The sequence below is a fragment of the Maritimibacter harenae genome (assembly GCF_009882975.1).
GTDB lineage: Bacteria > Pseudomonadota > Alphaproteobacteria > Rhodobacterales > Rhodobacteraceae > Maritimibacter > Maritimibacter harenae.
In genome coordinates this window covers 686689-705410 of record NZ_WTUX01000011.1, presented here as the reverse complement: position 1 = coordinate 705410, position 18722 = coordinate 686689, and the positions used below count along the sequence as shown (strand labels likewise).

Annotated in this window: 22 protein-coding genes, 1 tRNA gene and 1 pseudogene; 12 read left to right on the top strand and 12 right to left on the bottom strand. The window is 65.6% G+C overall.

Translation table 11 applies throughout. The annotated features are described in order from the left end of the window. Positions 1-55 precede the first annotated feature (55 nt). The 3 genes from GQE99_RS10185 to GQE99_RS10175 all read right to left on the bottom strand — a co-directional run bounded on the left by GQE99_RS10185 (position 56) and on the right by GQE99_RS10175 (position 1700). Complete coding sequence (locus GQE99_RS10185) at positions 56-1147, bottom strand: fatty acid desaturase (protein WP_328794084.1); 1092 nt, start codon at positions 1145-1147, stop codon at positions 56-58. After that, positions 1125-1313, bottom strand: coding sequence for a hypothetical protein (locus GQE99_RS10180; protein ID WP_161351476.1), 189 nt, complete (start codon positions 1311-1313; stop codon positions 1125-1127). Before GQE99_RS10180 ends, GQE99_RS10185 begins: the two co-directional genes overlap by 23 nt. Positions 1314-1493: 180 nt before the next feature. Next, a complete protein-coding gene (locus tag GQE99_RS10175) occupies positions 1494-1700 on the bottom strand; it encodes a cold-shock protein (RefSeq protein WP_161351475.1) in 207 nt (68 codons plus the stop codon). A gap of 494 nt (positions 1701-2194) precedes the next feature. Here GQE99_RS10175 and GQE99_RS10170 point away from each other — a divergent pair, with 494 nt between their 5' ends. Both GQE99_RS10170 and GQE99_RS10165 read left to right on the top strand, forming a co-directional pair. Next, positions 2195-2773, top strand: a complete 579-nt coding sequence (locus tag GQE99_RS10170; RefSeq protein WP_161351474.1) for a hypothetical protein — start codon at positions 2195-2197, stop codon at positions 2771-2773. A 134-nt stretch (positions 2774-2907) separates the two neighbouring features. Next, on the top strand, positions 2908-3252 hold the full coding sequence (locus GQE99_RS10165) for a hypothetical protein (protein ID WP_161351473.1): 345 nt from the start codon (positions 2908-2910) through the stop codon (positions 3250-3252). A 480-nt stretch (positions 3253-3732) separates the two neighbouring features. Here GQE99_RS10165 and GQE99_RS10160 read toward each other — a convergent pair whose 3' ends face one another. Both GQE99_RS10160 and GQE99_RS10155 read right to left on the bottom strand, forming a co-directional pair. Next, entirely contained in the window at positions 3733-4227 is a 495-nt protein-coding gene (locus tag GQE99_RS10160; protein ID WP_161351472.1) for a M1 family metallopeptidase, read from the bottom strand. Positions 4228-4313: 86 nt separating this feature from the next. Continuing rightward, on the bottom strand, positions 4314-4790 hold the full coding sequence (locus tag GQE99_RS10155) for a VOC family protein (protein ID WP_161351471.1): 477 nt from the start codon (positions 4788-4790) through the stop codon (positions 4314-4316). 330 nt (positions 4791-5120) lie between these two features. Between GQE99_RS10155 and GQE99_RS10150 the strand changes: the two genes are divergently transcribed. Beyond that, positions 5121-5429 (top strand): hypothetical protein, encoded by a 309-nt coding sequence (locus GQE99_RS10150; protein ID WP_161351470.1) that lies wholly within the window; start codon positions 5121-5123, stop codon positions 5427-5429. Positions 5430-5433: 4 nt separating this feature from the next. On the opposite strand, the gene nadE is transcribed toward GQE99_RS10150, so the two are convergent. Further along, the gene (gene nadE, locus GQE99_RS10145; RefSeq protein WP_161351469.1) at positions 5434-6402 is read right to left on the bottom strand and encodes an NAD(+) synthase; all 969 of its coding nucleotides are present in this window, start codon (positions 6400-6402) and stop codon (positions 5434-5436) included. Between the two features lie 220 nt (positions 6403-6622). On the opposite strand from nadE, the gene GQE99_RS10140 reads away from it, so the two are divergent. The 6 genes from GQE99_RS10140 to GQE99_RS10120 all read left to right on the top strand — a co-directional run bounded on the left by GQE99_RS10140 (position 6623) and on the right by GQE99_RS10120 (position 11054). Beyond that, a complete protein-coding gene (locus tag GQE99_RS10140; protein ID WP_161351468.1) occupies positions 6623-7549 on the top strand; it encodes a homocysteine S-methyltransferase family protein in 927 nt (308 codons plus the stop codon). A 293-nt stretch (positions 7550-7842) separates the two neighbouring features. Continuing rightward, positions 7843-8301, top strand: a complete 459-nt coding sequence (locus GQE99_RS21280; RefSeq protein ID WP_202530640.1) for a hypothetical protein — start codon at positions 7843-7845, stop codon at positions 8299-8301. Positions 8302-8382: 81 nt separating this feature from the next. Then, the gene (locus tag GQE99_RS21275; protein WP_202530638.1) at positions 8383-8823 is read left to right on the top strand and encodes a hypothetical protein; all 441 of its coding nucleotides are present in this window, start codon (positions 8383-8385) and stop codon (positions 8821-8823) included. Between the two features lie 72 nt (positions 8824-8895). Beyond that, a complete protein-coding gene (locus tag GQE99_RS10130) occupies positions 8896-9441 on the top strand; it encodes a helix-turn-helix transcriptional regulator (protein ID WP_161351467.1) in 546 nt (181 codons plus the stop codon). 59 nt (positions 9442-9500) lie between these two features. Continuing rightward, positions 9501-10487: a 4Fe-4S dicluster domain-containing protein gene (locus GQE99_RS10125; protein WP_161351466.1), complete on the top strand. Its 987-nt coding sequence runs from the start codon at positions 9501-9503 to the stop codon at positions 10485-10487. A gap of 195 nt (positions 10488-10682) precedes the next feature. Then, positions 10683-11054, top strand: coding sequence for a VanZ family protein (locus GQE99_RS10120; RefSeq protein WP_161351465.1), 372 nt, complete (start codon positions 10683-10685; stop codon positions 11052-11054). Between the two features lie 49 nt (positions 11055-11103). On the opposite strand, the gene pcaF is transcribed toward GQE99_RS10120, so the two are convergent. The 3 genes and pseudogenes from pcaF to GQE99_RS10105 form a co-directional block, all read right to left on the bottom strand. After that, complete coding sequence (gene pcaF, locus GQE99_RS10115) at positions 11104-12297, bottom strand: 3-oxoadipyl-CoA thiolase (RefSeq protein WP_161351464.1); 1194 nt, start codon at positions 12295-12297, stop codon at positions 11104-11106. After that, a pseudogene (locus tag GQE99_RS10110) lies at positions 12294-12846 on the bottom strand (CoA-transferase). The gene pcaF and the pseudogene GQE99_RS10110 overlap by 4 nt, the downstream one beginning before the upstream one ends. Continuing rightward, positions 12843-13415 carry a 3-oxoacid CoA-transferase subunit A gene (locus tag GQE99_RS10105; RefSeq protein WP_161351463.1) on the bottom strand — a complete coding sequence of 191 codons (573 nt, stop codon included), beginning with the start codon at positions 13413-13415 and terminating at the stop codon, positions 12843-12845. The pseudogene GQE99_RS10110 and the gene GQE99_RS10105 overlap by 4 nt, the downstream one beginning before the upstream one ends. 105 nt (positions 13416-13520) lie before the next feature. On the opposite strand from GQE99_RS10105, the gene GQE99_RS10100 reads away from it, so the two are divergent. From GQE99_RS10100 to GQE99_RS10090, 3 genes are all read left to right on the top strand, one after another. Next, complete coding sequence (locus GQE99_RS10100) at positions 13521-14282, top strand: IclR family transcriptional regulator domain-containing protein (protein WP_161351462.1); 762 nt, start codon at positions 13521-13523, stop codon at positions 14280-14282. A 77-nt stretch (positions 14283-14359) separates the two neighbouring features. Continuing rightward, entirely contained in the window at positions 14360-14872 is a 513-nt protein-coding gene (nusG, locus tag GQE99_RS10095; RefSeq protein WP_161351461.1) for a transcription termination/antitermination protein NusG, read from the top strand. 84 nt (positions 14873-14956) lie between these two features. Further along, positions 14957-15033 (top strand) — tRNA-Arg (locus tag GQE99_RS10090). A 41-nt stretch (positions 15034-15074) separates the two neighbouring features. On the opposite strand, the gene GQE99_RS10085 is transcribed toward GQE99_RS10090, so the two are convergent. The 3 genes from GQE99_RS10085 to GQE99_RS10075 form a co-directional block, all read right to left on the bottom strand. After that, complete coding sequence (locus GQE99_RS10085) at positions 15075-15836, bottom strand: glutamine amidotransferase (RefSeq protein ID WP_161351460.1); 762 nt, start codon at positions 15834-15836, stop codon at positions 15075-15077. A 37-nt stretch (positions 15837-15873) separates the two neighbouring features. After that, complete coding sequence (locus GQE99_RS10080; protein ID WP_161351459.1) at positions 15874-17892, bottom strand: tetratricopeptide repeat-containing sulfotransferase family protein; 2019 nt, start codon at positions 17890-17892, stop codon at positions 15874-15876. A 78-nt stretch (positions 17893-17970) separates the two neighbouring features. After that, positions 17971-18540: a YcbK family protein gene (locus GQE99_RS10075; protein WP_161351458.1), complete on the bottom strand. Its 570-nt coding sequence runs from the start codon at positions 18538-18540 to the stop codon at positions 17971-17973. Positions 18541-18722 lie beyond the last annotated feature (182 nt).

Here is an 18722-nt window from a genome sequence, read left to right as displayed (position 1 = left end):
CCGCAGTTGCCGGCGCCGGCTTGCGGCCATCGCAGCGGCCGTTGGGCCGGTCGGTTCAATTCGACAGGCGCCCTCTTGCGTCCTTGTAGAAGACGAGCCTGCGGCTGTTTTCGTCCCAAAGCCTGAGGCGGGCGCACTGTAGACTGTCCTTGAGCGTGATCCGCTGTGCGTCCGCAAGAGGCGCGTGGTCGCGAAGCACCTCGTTCAATCGGTAGAACGGAATGCGGCTTGCCAGGTGGTGGACGTGGTGGACCCCGATATTGGCCGTGATCCAGCGCAGAATTCCCGGCAGGACATAGTGCGAGCTGCCGTGAAAAGCCGCGCTCTGGATGTTCCAGTCGCAGTTTCTGTCCCACACCGTATCTTCGAACTGGTGCTGCACGTAGAAAAGCCACATGCCCGTCATGGCCGCCAGGAAGAGGGTCGGAAGGATGACGACAAACACGACCTCGGGGCCGCCGAACCACGCCACCATGCAGAGCCCCGTGCCGATCGCGGCATTCGTGGCCATTGCGCTGAACCAGTATTGCCAGCCCGAGCGCATCTGTCCAACCGGAACCCGGTTCTGCAGGAAGAAGGTGTAAAAGGGAACGACGACGAACAAGAAGGCGGGATGACGCAGTAGCCGGTAGAGCCCTCTGCCCAGCCGACCCTTGGCCTCGTATTCGCGCACGGTCAGGGTCGGTATGTCGCCGACGCCGCGCTTGTCGAGATTGCCGGTGGTTGAATGATGGATAGCATGGTTTCGGCGCCACACGTCGTAGGGCGTGAGCGTGAGCACGCCGATCCCGCGCCCGATCCAGTCACTCAGTGTGCGGCTCTTGAAGAAGGCGCCGTGGCCACAATCGTGCTGGATCATGAAGAGCCGCACGAGGAAGGCCGTATTCCCGACCGCGAGGGCGAAGGCAAGCACCGGGCTGAAGGATATCAAGCCCCAAGCCAGCCCCCAGATTGCGGTGAACGGGATCAGCGTGATCCCAAGCTCGAACCAGCTGCGCGCGGCAATCGGCTCGCGGTAGCGCATGAGGGCGCGCGCCCAGTCCGATGGAGTGACGGCGGCGGTGCGATCGGCTTGTTGCGGTGCTTGTCCCATTCGTTCCTTTCCCGGTCCCCAGACGGGCCGTTCAGGCGTGTTCGCGTTGATCATTCAGGATCTTGGCCAGACGCGCCTTTCGCAGGCGATCGGTTTTGCTGGTCCGTGCCGCCGTTTCCGTCGTCACGATCTCGCGCGCCACCTGGGTGGTTTTGTCCATCAAAGTCCTTGCAACGGGGGCTACGGGTTTGAAGAGGGTGTGTTCGTTGAGTTTCGTCATGTGTCGCGCTCCTTTGCGCGGGGCCTTGAGGTGTCGCCGGCCACACGGCTCAAGGGCCTGTGTGCCTGGGGCGATCTGCTTCCGGCGAAGCTCCGCAGATGTAATCGTGGCGGAGGCTGAACAAGGTCGGTGTAAGGATCGGCGGGGGCGGGTCGCTCCTGCATCCACCAGTTGTATCGGTCAGGTGAGGACGATGTTGATGGCGAATTCCCGACCGTCGCCGCCGCTTTCGACATCGAATGTCAGAGGTTGCCCCTCATCGAGGATCTCGATGCCGGCGCGCTCGAGTGCGGTCACGTGAACGAAGACGTCGTTCGAGCCGCTTTCCGGTTCGATGAACCCGAACCCTTTTGTCTTGTTGAACCATTTCACGGTGCCATTAGCCATCGTGCGTTCTCCTAATTGGTGCCATCCGCGGGATGCGATAGCCCGGCTCAGTGTCGTCACGAGAACAACTGAGGCCGTTAGGAGACAGAAGGTCGGGGGAAGTATCTTAGCGAATTAGAAATGGGCTCGGTCCGGCGCATTGGCAAGGGCAGAGGGACAATTCTCTTGGTTGCCGTCCAGAACGCGGCATCACCCATGTTCGCTGTTCACCGGCGATAACGTTGGTGTTGGCCTTCAAGCCCAAGACAAAGCCCTCCGGTTACCGTCGCTTGGGGCCGACCAGGCCACCTGATAGATACAGTTTCCAAGGAATCGCTCCGGGCATTCCGGCTCTCGACGACCCCACAACTTGTTGGTCACGGATCAACGCTTGCCAATCAGCCCTTCTCGGTTTCCAGTGCCTGCAGGAACGTACAAAGCCTAGACGACTTGCATTTGCCGTGGCGTTGAGCGCGCCAAGCATTGGCCAACAGTGGGTAACGAGGAGGGTAAGATTGATGGTTCGGACAAGGTCGAGGGCGCCCAAGGTTCAATCACCACGAGAGCTGCTTCGCGAGATCTGTGCACCGCATATTCTGCCGGGCGAGAACGCCGAGACCCATGAAACACTGCGTCAAGCGTTGCTCAGTGATCTGGCGCCGGCCACGCCTTACGAAACACTTCTCGCCGAGCACCTTATTGCACTTGAGTGGGAGGCACTGCGCCATCGCCGGCTCCGTGACAGTCTTCTGAGAGCAGAGTTTCGTGTCCAAGCCGAGGGGGTGTTCGCGAAAGGCATAGTCGAAGCTGTCCACGATTTCGAACAAACTCCGGAGTCGAAAGACCTCGCGTTCGATCTCGTAGCTTCCGACCCGGAGAGACGGGAGACGGCCCTGGCGGCCCTCGCTGAACTTGAGATTTCGGTCGAAGAGATCATGGCCAGAACGTACACGAGCCTCGCGAAGGACCTTGAGCCGCACGAGCGTCAGATCGCAGAGATCGAGACCCGCCGTCGCAAGCTCCGCGAGGACTTCGATCGATTGAAGTCCGCGAACGCTGTCCTCGTTGAGGATGCGGAGGAGGTCTCGGAGTGACGTCGGCCCGCCAAAGTCGGGCGAACCAAGCGAATGCTCGGAAATCGACCGGACCAAAAACGGCCCGAGGTCGTGCCATCTCGTCCCGCAACGCGCGCAAGCACGGCCTCAATTCTCCTCCAGCCTGGGAAGACGTGACCCGCTATTACCGTATCATCGTGGATGACGCATCGGCGCGTCCTGATCCGATGGCGCACAGTGAATGGGCACGCGCGGCCCTTGCGCTTGCTGAGGCGGAGGCCCGACTTGCCCAGTGCACGACCGTTGAGCACATTACCATTCTTCAATTCACGGAGGGGTCGGACAACGGTGTAGAGGTGGGATCTCCGGAAGTCGCTATGAAGATGGATCCAGCCCATGAACACATGGCCGCGCTGGTGGAATTGCTCTCGGAATCGGAGGATCCGGTCATGGGTCGGATGTTGAAAAGCTGCAAGAGACGGACCCGGATGGCCCGGCGCGGTTGTATCGTCGCCTGAGATCGCTGCGGCGCTACCGCCGAGAAGCAGAAGCCCGTCGCCGCAAGGCCCTGAAGCAATGGCTGATGGTTTCCGGCGGGCAGGGCAACTCGGCAACGGCAACGACGGCTGTCGGAGGGTGATGCATGGGGGCCCTGGTACATCAAGCCCAAGGAGAGACGGGGACGCTTCACCAAAATCCCGAAACGAACCCATTTGCACGCAGTAGTTGTCTTTTTGCGCGGCGATTTAATGTAAGTTACTGGTTTATTTAAGTAAAATTTAGAGTCCCCCCAGGGGGCATCAGGGCGTCATACGGATTTAAAGGTTACCCCTTGTTACCAGGCAAACCGGCAATAACGGTTCGTCTTGGGTGGCAAACCCCCGATAACGCCTAGCTTGGCCTTTCACCCCCCCAGACAACGCCCAAGCTCTCATCCCCGGATCACGCCTCTCGGTGATCCCCGGCCACGCCAGCCGCCAAGTCCTCGGAAAACAGGCTCACTCGTACGGCGCGAGAACGACGTCGAAGGTGCCTTCGATGTCCATCCCGGCTGCCAGATCGATGTCGCGGCCGAAATTGTCGCTCGGACCGGCGCGGCCTTCGAAACTGCCGGCCACGGAAAGCTCTTCGCCGGAGACGGAGGAACTGGCGAGCGTCACGGTGAGGGCGCCGTCTTCGGCATCCTCGCCGGCGTAGTGGCGCGTGGTTTCCCCGTCGGTCACGCTGCTCACCCTGAGTTCGCCGAGGTCCGCGTTGGTGCCGGCGAAGCTGAAGCCCAGCGAGAGGGCCCCGTAGGGCGATGCATCGTCGACGGGTCGTGCGTTGATGCTGAGGCTTCCGTAATCCGCCGACCCGGACCAATCGCTCTGGCTGGCCCAGAGGTCGTAGGCGTAGGTTTCTCCGTCGATCGTCAATGCGAGGTCGCCGCGCTCTTCGGCCTGGGCTGCGCCCACCGAACAGGCGAGGAACAGGAGGGGCAAGGGTTTGAACATGGGTTATCTCTGTGCCTTATCGTGAAATGCAGGCAGCCTAGCACGCATTTCCCCGCCGCGCGAAACGCCAAGTCCCGGGCGGGCGATCACGTTTTCCGTTCGAAATGCTCGCGCGTGCGGTCGGCGAAGGTGAGAACCCGGTCCGTCCCCGTCCAGACCGCGACTTCGCCTTCCATCCCGTCCGGGTCTTCGAAGGTGATGAGGCGGACCGCGCCGAAATCGGTGATGATCCCGTCCGAGGCACCGGCGTCGAACAGGCGCCGGCGTACCAATTGCAGCGTCGCTTCGTCGGGGACTTTCAGGGCGAAATGGTCGATGTGGCCGCGCGCGCCCATGCGCGTCGAACCTGCCTCGTGCCCCGTGAGTTCCGACATTTCGAACGGGTGTAGGGAAAACCCGCCGCCAAGGTCGATGAGCGCGTGGCGCAGCGTGCCCCCGCCGGGGCCGGGCTCTCTCAGGTCGTAGCGCGTTTCGGCGTCGAACATCTCCTCGTAGAACCGGATCAGGCGGTCCATGTCCCTGGTGAAGAGCGTGAGGTGATGCGTTCCGTCCGTGAGCGGCATGGCGGACTCCGTTGTGGGCTCCAATATAGCACGGTTTCGGGGCGACGCGGACATTCGGCGTGAAGGCGAGGATAATGGGGCTGCCCCCGGGGCCTGATCCGGACCCGCAGGATGGGCGGACGATCGCGCGCCACGATGTTGCGCAACACATGGTCGGTATGATCGGCGCCCGTTGATCGCCGCGCCGCACGCGTTGTCTCATAACGCTGGTGTCAGGGGTGATTAGGGCGCTATGGTTCGGGGCAGGGTGCCCGGGTCGCACCCTACGGGAGGTCGAGGACAGCATGGTCACCGGATTGGCCTATCCTCGACGCATCAGGGGCTGCGGCAATGTGGCTTTTTGCTTTCTATACCCTGTTTGCGGCGGCGCTGGCGTTCGTCCTGGCGGACCGTTTCCTGTGGCTGATGGATCGGAAAGCCGCGCCACGTTGGGTCGGGCCGCTTGTCGCCGCGCTCTTGGCCCTGTTCGTCTATCCGTTCGCGTTTCTCATTCTGCTGGGCCTCGTCAACGAACTGCTCGGCGGGTCGTCCGAAATGTTGGGTTTCATGATCGGCGTGATCGGGGGCGCGGGCCTTCTGGGCGGGGTGATCGGCGTGGTCTTGGCCGTGTTGCGGCGAAGACGCACCAGGCGGGTGTGACGCATCAACTGGCGATCTCACGCAGATCGCTACCGAACCGGCCGCTCACGGGCGGGTCTTCATGCTCTGACCGGCGCTTCCAGTCGGAAAGCGTCATCAGGTCGCGGATGTCATCGATGTCGGCTCGCGCGAAGCCCAAGGCGGCGATGTCGCTATCGGACAGACCACGGTCGAAGGCATCGACCACGATGTCGAGATCCTGGTAGTCATGCCCGATCCCGAACTCGTCGGAGACGCCCTTCGCCATGTCGGGGGACGGACGCTGGTTGCACACCGAAGGGGGCAGTCCCAGGGCGTGTGACAGTTGCCTGACCTGCGTTTTGTAGAGGGCAGTCATCGGTTGGTAGGGCAGATCGTCGATACCATCCTTCACGAACCATCCCACCCTGGCTTCCGACATGTTCGCCGCACCGATGAGCGATAGGTTCCGCTCCCGCGCCACCTTTTCGAGGATCGCACGGCGGAACTGGTGGCGTTGCGAGAAGCCGAAATCGACATGGTGCATGGTCAGCCCGAAGAGAAGCTTCTTGTACCAGGGGTGTATGGCCTCTCCGCGCCCCACGCGCAGCGTCGTCTTGAAGGGTGTCTCGCCGCAGATGAGGCGGTAACTGCCTGCGCTGATCCTTGCGACGACGGATGAAAGCCTGAGCATCCTGATGAAGAGCGGCTTGTAGACGCCGCGCTTTCGCATTTCGCCGGATATGTCACGGATCTCGAGGTCGAGCCCGAGGTGTTCGGCCAGGAGGCTGGCGTTCGCGGCGATCTCCCGGTCGCTGTCATGATCGAAGAGGTAGATCAGGGTCACGCGGTCCGGACCCACGGCGCGCACGGCCAGGGCCGCGAGTACGGAAGAGTCCAGTCCTCCGCTGAGGCCCAGAACCACCCCTTCAGTTCCCGCGCGGTCGACATGGCGGACAATGTCCCGGCAGATGGCGTTGATCGCCTCGTCCGCGTTGATCATCAGGTTCGGCATGTGTGTTCCTCGCTCATGGCCGGGATGGGCGGTCAGCCGGGCTGTGCCAAAGCCGTTCGCCGGCAGAGGCCGGGAAAAGGACCCGGGTCACCTTCCGGATAATAAATGCATAAAATTGAATGTGGAAAGGAAAATCGTACAGGTCGCGCGGTGCGGCGGCGCCCAGCGACATGTTTTCGGAATTATGATACACTTGGCCATCTCCATCGACGGAGGCATCATGGCCAACTCTCCGCTGCGCGATGACCTGATCTACCTCACGGAAGCGGGCACCGAAACCGAGGTGCTCTACAAGCACGGACATGAACTGCCGCATTTCGCGATGTTCACGCTGTTGGACGACCCCAAAGCGATGGAAGACATCAAGGCGATGTATGGCCGCTACCTGGACGTGATGGCGGAGGCCGGGGCAGGGGCGATGATCTGCGGGCTCGACTACCGGCTGAGCCCGGACTGGGCAGGGCTCCTGGGCCATGACGAGACGGCGTTGGCCGATATCCAGTTGCGGTGCATCGAGCTTTTGCGAGAGGTGTCAGCTCCGTATTCCGATCGGATTCCGCACATCCTCGTCGGTGGCTGCATCGGGCCGCGGGGCGATGCCTATGGCACGGGTGGAACGATGACCGCGGACGAGGCGGAGGCCTACCACATGACGCAGCTCGCCGCGCTCAGGGCGGCCGGTGCCGACATCGCCTGTGCCATGACCTTCAATAACATCCCTGAGGCGATTGGCGTCACCCGTGCGGCAGAACGCATCGGCCTTCCCATAGCGGTCTACTTCTCGCTCGACAGCAAGAGCCGCCTGAACTCCGGACCCAGCCTGCGCGAGGCCGTGGAAACCACGGAAGCGGAGACCGGGGGATATGCCGCTTTCTACGGGCTCAATTGTTCTCACCCGGTCGAATTCGAACCCGCGATCGACACGGGCGACTGGATGGCGCGGATGCGGTCCGTTCGGCCGAATGCGTCCAAGATGGAGAAGATTGCGCTCTGCAAGCTCGGCCACCTCGAGGACGGGGACCCGGTCGAGCTCGGAAAGCAGCTTGGCGAGCTGCACGAGCGGTTCCCGCACCTGAACGTGCTCGGCGGATGCTGCGGCACGGACGAACGTCACCTGCGCGAGATCGCGCGCAACGTCGTCGGTTAGGGCGGCCGGCGGCGCGTGTGCCTTGGCGCGGTTCATGAAGAGTCCCGCGCCGCCCCCCTGAGAGCGTTCGCTCTTCCGCGTGATTCCCCTTTGAAACCACAAACCTCGGAACAGGCGCGTCACGCCAGTGGGGCGCGTGGCGTCATAAACTGAGGTTTATGGCCCTATGCATCAGGCTTACGGGGGCCGTCCTAAACCCCGGGCCGATGGTGGCCGGGCGTGTTTTCCGGATCGTGGGGTCTGTCGGCTTGTCCGGCATGCCCAGAACCAGAACATGTCCAAGGAACAAGACAATGCATATCAAGCGATTTTTCTTTGCCTCCACCGCGGCCGCGGTGATCGGGTCCACCGCGCTCGCCGTCGATCAGGCAGTGATCGACGACATCATCGCGCAGCTTCCGGCCGGCGTGACCAACGTGCACATCACCCATTCGGACAGCCGGGTCGAAGTCGAGGCCGTCGGGCCGGACACCACGTATGAATTCGTCTACGACGCCGCCGGCAACAAGGTGAAGGAAGAGGTGACGAGGCCGGATGGCACGGTCGAGCGCACCTTCAATTCGGACGGGACGATCGCCTCGGAAGAGCACGACGACGATGGCAACGACGACATGTACGATGACGGGGAAGACGACGACCACGACTCTGGCAGCGACGATCACGACAGCGGCGACGACGGCGATGACGATCACGGCGATGATCATGGAGGTGATGATCACGACGGTGGCGATGACGGCGGGGATGACGACTGAGACCGTCGTCCGCCCAGGCCCGGACCGGCAGCTTGCCGGTTCGGCGCCGCGCAGGCTAAGGTCTGCTTCAAGAGGAACATGATGATCCGGAAATTCGCATTTGCATGGCTTGTCGCCTTCACCGTCGCGGGGTCGCCCGTGGCGGCACAGAGCATGCAGGAGATCATCGTCGACCAACTCGTCGACCAGGGCTTCGGCAAGATCCGGATCAGCACCACGCTGCTGGGCCGGACGCGGATCGTGGCCACGTCGCCGTCGAAGAGCCGCGAGATCATCTTCAACCCGCGCACTGGCGAGATCCTGCGCGATTACTGGGACGATCTCGATGACGACGACCACGGTGTGCGGCTCGTCTTGCCTTCCGATGGGTCGTCGGGCGGCTCCGTGACCACGGACGACGACGATGATGGCGCGTCGGACGATCCGGGCGACGATGGACACGACGCACCGGACGCGCCGGACGACGACGGCGGCGACGATCACGGTGACAGCGGCGGCGACGACGGCGGGGACGACGACTGATGCTTGTGACGCACGGTTCGTTCGCCCCGAGGCGCAGCACCCGGTTCCCGGGGTCGCCCGGGACGACGCGCCGTGTTTGACCGTCGCATCATATTCATCGCCCTGGTGATCCAGGCGGTCTGCGCGTTCTTCTTCATCAGCGACATCCTCTCGGCCCATATCGGGTTCCGCGCCGAACCGATCTCGTGGCGGTTGCGCGAGATCATCGAGATCGGTGCGGCGTTCGGGCTGGTGCTCGGCTTCGTGCTGGGGGCGGTCGCGCTCTACCGCGCGCAGCAGCGTCACAGGCAAGCGGAAGCAAAGCTGCGGGCGGCGTCCGGCGCGTTCATGGAAATGGTGGAGGACGCGTTCGACGACTGGGGGCTGACCCCGGCCGAGCGCGACGTGGCGCTGTTTTCGATCAAGGGGTTCTCCGTGCCCGAGATCGCCGCGCTGCGCAGCACCTCGGAGGGGACGGTGAAGGCGCAGACCAACGCGATCTACCGCAAGGCCGGGGTGAACGGGCGCAGCCAGCTGCTTGGACACTTCATCGAGGGGCTCGTGGAGGTGGCGCCGACCCCGGCCCCCGTTCCCGTCCCCGTCGACACGGCGCCGCAGGCGGCCGACAAGGTCGGCTAGCCCGAATGATCGCGAAAAGGCATGACTTCTCGATATGCCTTGCCTAGGCTTCGGGCATCATGCCTAGAATTTCACCGTACCGCCCGTTCACCCCCGATCCCGACCAGATGCAATTGTGGCCCGATGTTTCGGGCAACCGGATCAACGGGCTGGGCGAGACGACGCGGCGGCGGCCCAGGCTGGTCTACTGGGCGCCCGACCCGGATACGATCCCGCACGGGGCGATGCAGCGCTGGTTCTATGCCGCGGCCCCCGACCATCCGGCCTTGCATGCCGCGCGGCGTGATCGGCAGAAGGTTCTCGATGCCCCGCTGGCCGACCTCGCGAAGACGCGCGAAGACCGCGCGCCCGAGGCTTGGACGGCCGCGCTCGACGATTTCGTGCGGGACGGGCACTGCGAAATGACCGGCGTGGCCGAGATGTCGCCGGAGTGGGTCTTCGAAGGCCACGAGATTTCACAGAGCCGGGTCATCATGCTGGCGGTGCGCCACGATCACGAGCGGTTGTCGCAAGCGCCCGAGCCCGAGGCGGGGGCGGAGGTCGTGCGCCAATATGGCCGCGCGGCCGGTGCCGCGAAGAGCGTCGCCTCCTGGCTGCGGGCCCGCGGATGGGAGGCGCAGCCCGTTACCGGACCGATGACCGGCGCCCTGGCATTGATCCCGCCTGCGATCGCCTGCGGGTTGGGCGAGCTGGGCAAGCACGGCTCGCTCATCAACGCCGAACTCGGGTCGAATTTCCGGCTCGCCGCGGTGTTGACCGACGCGCCCTTCGCGCCGACCCCGCCGCGCAAGCCCGGGGTGGACGATTTCTGCCTCAACTGCCGGATCTGCGAGGATGCCTGCCCGCCGGAGGCGATCTCCCAGGAAAAGCAGACGGTCCGCGGGGAGGAGAAGTGGTACGTCGACTTCGACCGCTGCCTGCCGTTCTTCAATGAAACGCAAGGCTGCGCGGTCTGCATCGCGGTCTGCCCCTGGTCACGTCCGGGCGTCGGGCAGACGCTGGCGGCCAAGCTGGCACGCCGGCGCGACCGGACCGCCGCCGAGTAGGCCGCGCACCCCGCGCGGCAGGGCGTCCACGCGGTCGTGGCGCCGGTCGAGGCCGGCGCAGGCTCCGGTCCATCCGAATGGTCCCCTTGATCTCGCGTGCAAATGCCGTGAAACCTCGTGCGGGACCGACACGTTTGAAACCAAGCCCTTTGGCCCGATCCACACGCGACCCACGTTCACCGAAGACCGATTGATTTGACCCGACTTTCCACCAGAACCCGGCGCACGATCTGGGCCGCGATCACCGTCGCTCTGGCGGCCGCGATCGCCTATCTCACGCTCGTGCCGCGCCCGCCGTCGCCGGTGCAGTTCCCGCATGTCGACAAGCTCTACCACGCGCTGGCCTTCGCGGCGCTCGTGTTTCCGACCACGATCCTGCGCCCGCGCTGGTGGGGGCGTATGGCGGTCCTGGCAATCGGTTACGGGGCGCTGATCGAGCTGGTGCAGCCGCTCTTCGGGCGCGATGCGGAGTGGCTGGACCTCGTCTTCGACGGTCTCGGCGTCGCGGTCGGGACACTCGCGGGGGTCTTGCTGCTGCGCCTTGTGCGCCCGCGCGCCCGGGCCTGAAGGGCGGGATACGGCCGGGCAGGTCGAACCCGCCCGGCCGTACGTCTTCTCAGACGCGTTCGAGCGCGACCGCGATGCCCTGGCCCACGCCGATGCACATCGTCGACAGACTCCGCTCGCCCGGCTTCAGTTGAAGCATCGCGGTCCCGGTGATGCGCGCGCCCGACATGCCCAGCGGATGACCCAGCGCGATCGCGCCGCCATTGGGGTTCACGCGCGGGTCGTCGTCGGCGATGCCGAGGTCGCGCAGGGTGGCAAGGCCCTGGCTCGCGAACGCCTCGTTCAGCTCGATCACCGCGAAGTCGTCCGGCGTGCGCCCGAGCCGCGCCATCAGTTTCTTCGAGGCCGGGGCCGGGCCGAAGCCCATGATCCGGGGCGCCACGCCCGCCGTCGCGCCGCCCTCGACACGGGCGAGGGGCGTCAGGCCGTGCGCCTTCACAGCCGCCTCCGAGGCGATGATGAGCGCGGCTGCGCCGTCGTTCACGCCCGAAGCATTGCCCGCCGTGATGGTGCCGTCCGCGCGCACGATGGGACGCAGCTTGCCGAGCGCTTCGAGCGACGTGGCGCGCGGGTGCTCGTCGGTGTCGACCACGACCGGGTCGCCCTTGCGCTGCGGGATCGTGACCGGCGTGATTTCCTGCGCGAGCCGACCCGAGGCGATGGCGGCCGCGGCCTTCTCCTGTGACCGGAGCGCGAAGGCGTCCTGGTCGTCGCGGCTCACGCCGAAGTCGTCCGCCACGTTCTCGGCCGTCTCGGGCATGGAGTCGACGCCGTACTGGGCCTTGAGCACCGGGTTGATGAAACGCCAGCCGATGGTCGTGTCATAGACCGCGTTGGCACGCGAGAAGGCGCTTTCCGCCTTGGGCATGACGAAGGGCGCGCGGCTCATGCTCTCCACGCCGCCCGCGATGGCCAGGTCGATCTCGCCCGCCTTGATGGCGCGGGCCGCGGTGATGACGGCATCCATGCCGGAGCCGCACAGCCGGTTCATCGTCGTCCCCGGCACGTCGACCGGCAGGCCCGCCAGGAGCGCGACCATGCGGGCCACGTTGCGGTTGTCTTCACCGGCCTGGTTGGCGCAGCCGTAGTAGACCTCGTCGACCGACGCCCAGTCGATGTCATGGCGCTCCATCAGCGCCCGGATCGGGATCGCGCCGAGATCGTCGGCGCGCACCGGGGCGAGCGCGCCGCCGAAGCGGCCGATTGGGGTGCGGATGTAGTCGCAGATGTAGACGTCGGTCATGCCAGCTCCTTTGGGCAGGTGAGGTCGGCCACGTGGCCGTCGGTGTGAAGCGGGGCGCCGGTCAGCGCCCGGAGGTCGTCGAGAGAGATCGCGGGGATCTTCTCGCGCAGGATGAAACGCCCGTCCGCCACGTCGGTGACGGCGAGCGAGGTATAGACGCGGGTCACGCAGCCAACCCCGGTGAGGGGCAGGGTGCAGGCCTCGACCAGCTTGGGCGCCCCGGTCTTGGTCACGTGGTCGGTGAGCACCGCGATGCGTTTGGCCGACTGTACCAGGTCCATCGCGCCGCCCACGGCCGGGATGCCGCCCTTGCCGGTCGACCAGTTGNCGCGCACCATCGCGAAGCTTTCGGCCTGGTCGAAAAAGGACGTGCCGGGCTTCAGGGTGATCGCCTTCTTGCCGGCGTTGATCAGGTCCCAGTCCTCGTCCCCGGGCTCCGGCGCGCGGCCGAAATCCAGCACGCCGTTCTCGGAGTGGAAANTCGATGTCCTGCGCGGCGCGCCAGGCGATCTGGGCGTTGGAAAGCTTGATGTCGGCGATGTCGGTCATGGATAGACGGCCTCCGCCCGGTTGAGCGCTTCTTCCTGCGCGGGATCGGAGATCTCGACCAGGTGGTCGACGTAGATGCCGGGTGTTACGACATGCTCGGGCGCGATCCCGCCCAGGGGGGCGATCCGCGTCACTTGAGCGATGGTCGTGGCGGCGGCCGTCGCCATCAGCGGATTGAAGTTCCGCGCGGCCATCCGGTAGGTCAGGTTCCCGTGCGGATCGCCGAGCTCGCCCTTGATCAGCGCGAAATCCGCCTTGAGCCAACGCTCCTGCACGTAGGAGCGCNTCCTGCCGGCCTTGTAGCGTTCCACGAAAACCGTCGGGTCGGCGGAGCGGGGGAAGGAACAGATCAGCTTGTCGACGCGGCCCTGCTCGATGAGCGCGGCGAGACCCACGTGGCCGTTGCCGGCGTTGTTGTTGATCACCGTCAGGTGGCGCGCGCCCTGGTCGATCAGCGCGTGGATCAGCTCGATGGGAGAACCGGCGCCGCCGAAGCCCCCGATCATCACCGTCGCGCCGTCCGCAATGTCCGCGACCGCCTCGGCGGCGCTCGGGGTGGTCTTGTCCATGTCCGCTCCTCCTTCAGCCCTCGGGATAGAGGCGCGGGCCGGGGGCTTGCCAGCGCTTTCGTTCACAGCTTGACCTTTGTTCAATAGGCGGCTTTTCCTGTGCGCATGGTGAACAAACCGACGGATTTCATCGCCTCGCTCGCCAAGGGGCTGCAGGTCATCGAGTGCTTCGGGGCCGAAACGCCGCGTCTCACGATCACCGACGTGGCGCAGCGCACGGGGCTTGATCGCGCGACCGCGCGACGTTGCCTTCTGACGCTGCACGCGCAGGGCTACGCCGATTACGACGGCAAGTTCTTCACGGTCACGCCGCGCATCCTGCGCCTCGGGATGGGGGCGCTCGCGGCACTGCCGCTTCCGCAACTCGTGCAGCCGTGGCTCGATCAGCTGTCCGAACAGATCGGGCAATCGACCTCGGTGTCGATCCTCGACGGGAGCGAGGTGGTCTACCTCGCCCGCGCGGCGCAGCGCCGGGTGATGGCGATCGGGTTGATGCCGGGGTCGCGCCTGCCGGCCCACTGCACCTCGATGGGCCGGGTCCTCCTGGCCGCGCTGCAGGAGGAGGAGGCGCGTGCGGTCCTCGACGCGAGCGATCTCACCCCGCGCACGCCTATGAGCCTTACGGACCCCGACGAGATCATGGCCGAGGTCGCGCGTTGTCGGCAGCAGGGTTTCGCGTTGATCGACCAGGAGGTCGAGCTCGGGCTGCGCTCTCTGGCCGTGCCGCTCTTCAATGTCCACGGGCAGGTGGTCGCCGCGCTCAACACGGGTGTCGCGGCCACGCAGGCGGATGCGGACGAGCTCGTGACCCGCTACCTCGCGCCGCTCGAGAAGGTGCAGGCGGGACTCGCCAGGGTGCTCGCCTGAGCACACCTTCGAAAGGGTCTCTTGCAATCGTTCAAACTTGAACGTTAACCTTTTCCCGGGACAAACGGGGATAGATCATGACGGGACAGGACCGCGACAGGCACTGGTTTCTGGCACAGCTGAAACCGAATTGCGCCCACATCGCCGAACGGAACCTCGGCCGGCAGGGGTTCGAGACCTTCCTCCCGATGGAAGAAGAGACCCGCACGCGCAAGGGGAAATTCATCACCGCCTCGCGGCCGATGTTCCCGGGCTACATCTTCGTGGCCTTCGACGCGGCGCGCGGGCTGTGGCGCAGCGTGAATTCGACTTACGGGATCACCCGGCTCGTGAGCTTCGGCAAGGAGCCCGCGCCGGTGCCCCACGGGCTGGTGCATGAATTGCGCACGCGCTGCGACGACAGCGGCCTTTTCGTCGCCGACGACCTTCCGGAACCGGGGGACGCGGTGACCGTGACCCAGGGACCCTTCGCGAACTTCGTGGCCAAGGTCGAAAAGATCGCGCCCGACCGTCGCGTCTGGGTGCTGATGGAACTCATGGGGGCCCAGACCCGCGTCGCCGTGGACAGCGCGCACCTGCGCGCCGTGTGACCGAAGGGGCAGGCCGATATCCTGGTGTGCGGGGTCAAATCCCTGTTGCGGCGTCGATTGCCTTGCCCTATACCGCCCCGGCACGCACCCGTAGCTCAGCTGGATAGAGCGCTGCCCTCCGAAGGCAGAGGCCAAAGGTTCGAATCCTTTCGGGTGCGCCACTTCCCCAAGATGGACGAAACCACGCCGCTCTCGCAGGGGTTCAGCCGGCTTGTCTCGCGTGGCCATCGCGGTAGCGTGTGACGAAATTGGCCAGAACCCGCGCCGGGGCATGCACCCGCTCCGCGTGGCCCTTGGCGATCAGGGCCTCGGCGTCGTCGGGCGGGAAATAGCCGCGGTTGCGGTAGATGTTGATCCGGGTTTCGAGCCCGTGGCTGTCGAGCTCCGGATGGAATTGGGTGGCGTACACGTTGCGCCGATAGCGGACCATCTGGAACGGGCAGGGGCCGGACCGGGCAAGGTGGACGACGCCCTCGGGCAGTTCTTGCAACGCCTCCTTGTGGCCCACGAACGCCTTGAAGGTGTCGGGCAGACCGTCGAGCAACGGGTCGGCCCGGCCCTCGGGCGTGAGGGTGCAGGTCGTCGCACCCACGGGTTCGCCGTAACGCGCCTTCGAGACCGAGCCGGGGGCGAGGTGGTGGCCCAGGATACCGATCCCGTAGCAGCAGCCGAGAAACGGCATGTCGCGATCGGTGATCTCGGGCATGAGGCCCAGGATCGTGTCCTCGATCTTCGCTTCGACCGGGTCCTTGGTTTCGCGCGGGTCGGAGACGCAGCCGGGGCCCCCGCCCACGATCACGCCCGCGTAATCCGCCAGGTCGAACCCCGTCGGCAGGTCCTCCTGGTCGAGCCGCACGCGGTGCGTGTCGGCGTGCGACAAGCCGCCTTTGGCCAGCATCGCGGCGAATTCATCGTCGGCCGCCGGGGTCTCGGGGCGCAGCTGGAGGATCAGGAACGGCTTCATACGTTCCGCTTTAGCGCGCCCGGCCCGTGACGCAAGCTCAGAATGTCTCATCGCGGCGGGCCAATGCCGCGCGCAGCGGCGCGAGCTGGGACTCGTAGGCACGCCAGGCCTGCGAACTGCCGGTGTAGATCCCCCGCCTGACCTGCTGGGCCGAGGCCGTGCGCACCGCGCGCACGTTCTTCTCCGGCGACAGGCAGGCCGGGTCGAAAGCAAGCCCGGCGGCCTCGAGCATGGCGCGGATGTGCGGCTCGGGGTCTTCCGTCAGGGCGTCGTAATCCACAAGGTGAACGCGGTCCGGGAAGTGCTCGCGCCAGAGGTCGCGCAGCACCTCGTGCATCCGGAAGACGCGCACGAGGTTGCCGATGTCGTTGCCGAACCCGTTGGCGGGCCCCTGGAAATCGCGCGAGAAGTTCGACCAGCATGTCGCCATCGGTTCGCGCACCATGAAGAGCACCCGGGCCTCCGGCATGGCCGCCAGTGCGAAGCCGGCCCAGAGAAAGTTGAGCGGTGTCTTGTTCACGATCACGGGGCGATCGGTCGGAACCTGCGCCTGCGCGGCACGGTAGAAAGAGGCGACCTGGGCCAGCGCGGGCTCCGTCACCTCCTGGCCGATCTCGTAATTGTGCCAGCCGATCTCGGCCATCGCGCGTTGCAGGGCGATGAGTTCGCCGGCGCCGTGAACCTCGGGGTGGGCCGACAGGATCTGCTCGACGAGTGTCGTGCCGGATCGGGGCATGCCAACGACGAACAGGGGACGCGGGCCACCCGGCGTGGCGTCGATCCGGGGCACGCGGCCTTTGTCGAAGAGCGACAGAACCTCGCGCACCACGCCCGTGAGCGCCTCGATGTAATACGGATGATCCGCCTCGCGCATGGCCTTCGCACGGGCGAGGTGCTCGAAGGCGCGGGCGGGCGCACCGGCCTTGTCGAGCGACTGGAACAGGATGAGGTTCGCGCCGGCGGGTCGCGGCGCGCCGGGCGGTGCGGAGCTGTTCGCGATCCGCTCGATCTCCCGGAAGGCGTCGGTATCGGGGGCCGGAGGTGACAGTTCCCCGCGCTTCAGCCGCACCCGCAGGTTCGCGGGGTCTTGGGTGAGAAAGGCGTCGAGCGCGGCCAGCGCCGCGTCCATGTTTCCGGCCTGCCAGTGCGCGTCGGCCAGCGCGAGGATGATGTCCTCGTCGCCCGGCGCGGCGGTGCGCAGGTCCTCGAGGATTTCGATCGCGCCGTCGGGCGCGCCCGCGTGCATCCGGGCGATGGCGAGATTCAGGCGGATGTGGCGGGGCGAACCACCGCGTTCGAGGGCGGCTTCGTACGCCGGTATGGCGGCGCGGAACCATTCGAGCTTGGCATATTCGTTGGCGAGGTTCACGAGCGGATCCGGGCTGCCGGGTGTCTTGTCCCGCGCTGTCTCAAATGCCTCGATCGCTTCGCGCCCGCGTGCGAGCGTGGACAGGACATTTCCGCGCGCGATGTGGAAGCCGGGCAGGGCGTCGCCGGTCGGGAGCGTGTCGAGCATCGCGAGCGCCGCCTCCCCAAACCCCGCTTCGCTCAGGGCCCGTGCTTCGAGCAGCGCGAGGGCGGCCGGCGCCCCGGGCAGCGCCCGGGCGCGCGCGGCAGCTTCCGCTGCGGCCTGCGCCTCGCCCTTGTCCAGAAGCGCTTGTGCCCGCGCTGCCAGGGGGCGTGGGTCCTTCGGGGCGAGCGCTGCGGCCCGGTCGATGGCCTTCAGCGCGTTGTCGAGTTGACCCGTGGCGTGGAAGCCCTGGGCCAGCATCATCCATGGGCCGAGCGAGGTCGGATGGGCCTGCGTCAGCGGTCGTGCACGCGCGACCAGGTCCGCGAACGCTCCGCGCTGCGCCAGCGCTTGCAGCTGCGCCATCGCGGCTTGCGGTGGCTCCGCCCCGGGGCCACTGCCGGCCTTCAGCGCGGCGAGGCCCTGCCGGGCCACCTTGTTCGACGGGAATTTCGCCAGGACGTCTTCGAAGATCGCCGCGGCGGCTGCCACGTCGCCGGCATCGGCAAGCTTGCGGGCTTTTCTCAGGAGCGCTTGGGTCGACATGATGTTGTCTTACAAAAGCGAACGCGCGCAGGCCATAGGTCCGCGCGCGTCGATCATGTCAGTGCCGTGCCGCGTGGCTCAGCTGCCCCAGCTGCGGACGTTGCCGCAATCCATGTGCACGAAGTTCGAGCGGCTGTACTTGCCCACGCCACCGGCCTTGCAGGCCTTGGCGGCCTTGTAGATCTGGTTCACCGAGCGCGAGTTGAGCCGCAGGTCGGCGGCCTGGCCGCGAAGGTGAAGCGAGTTCTTGGCCACACCCCCGGAGCGGGCGCGCAGCATCGCGTTCGTCTGCGGCGAGCGGTAACCCGACAGCAGCATGTAGGGCTCGGAGGAATCGAGCAGCGTATGTGCCGCGGCCGCGATATCCAGCGTGCGCGTGTCGATCGCCTTCTGCTGATCCACCCGCGCGTCCCGCATGAAGTAATTGATCTCGGCGAGGGCTTCGGGAATGTATTCACCCTCGATCCAGTAGATCGTGTTGATGCTTTCGCCTGTCCGTCCCGCATACATCGCCAACCGCCGCACGTCGCCCGCACCGCGAAGGAACCCAGCTGCGTTGGAAAACGTTGGTGCAGCGGAAACGGCCGTCGCCGCGAAAACACCCAGCAGAGCACGACGGCTCATGCCATTGGAGTTCGACATCGTCATTGGTCCACAGTCCCAGTTCTTGCCTATGCCCGCTCGGTTCAGCGGGCGATTTCGCCATTCGTCCCCAGGCGATGGCCGGAATATTGCACAACTCGATTCGTGGGCCAACCCCGCTTTGTTGCCTACGGGAACGAATCAAGGGGTTTGGGCAAAATATCGCTGAAAAGAGCAAACACAGTCTT